1 protein-coding gene is annotated in these 263 nt (G+C 69.6%); it reads right to left on the bottom strand.

Features of this window, described 5'->3' with window-relative positions; all coding sequences use genetic code 11:
- A partial coding sequence (locus tag ACQG3P_RS20095) for a FecR domain-containing protein (protein WP_426806028.1) occupies nt 1–263 on the bottom strand: 263 nt, incomplete at both ends.

Raw genomic sequence — 263 nt, 5'->3', positions numbered from 1 at the left:
CCTGCTCTGACCCGGATCTGCGTGCCACGCACGCTGCTGGTCGCGGTCGGGGCATCGATGTTGTTGCGCGAGGCCGGGCCCTTGGCGGGGGTGACCCGGTTGCTGCTGCGGCCCTGTTCCAGGCGCAGGCGGGTGTCGACCTTGCCGGTGTGGCCGTAACGGCTGAGCTGGTCCAGGCGCAGGTGCGAGTGCTCGCGGAGCTGCAGTCGCGAGTCGTCGGCGAATGCGAGGGTCATTCTGGCATCTGCCCCGGTGATCAGGTG

This window comes from Stenotrophomonas sp. SrG (assembly GCF_050031795.1).
Lineage (GTDB): Bacteria > Pseudomonadota > Gammaproteobacteria > Xanthomonadales > Xanthomonadaceae > Stenotrophomonas > Stenotrophomonas rhizophila_A.
This window is presented reverse-complemented; position numbering and strand designations above follow the sequence as displayed.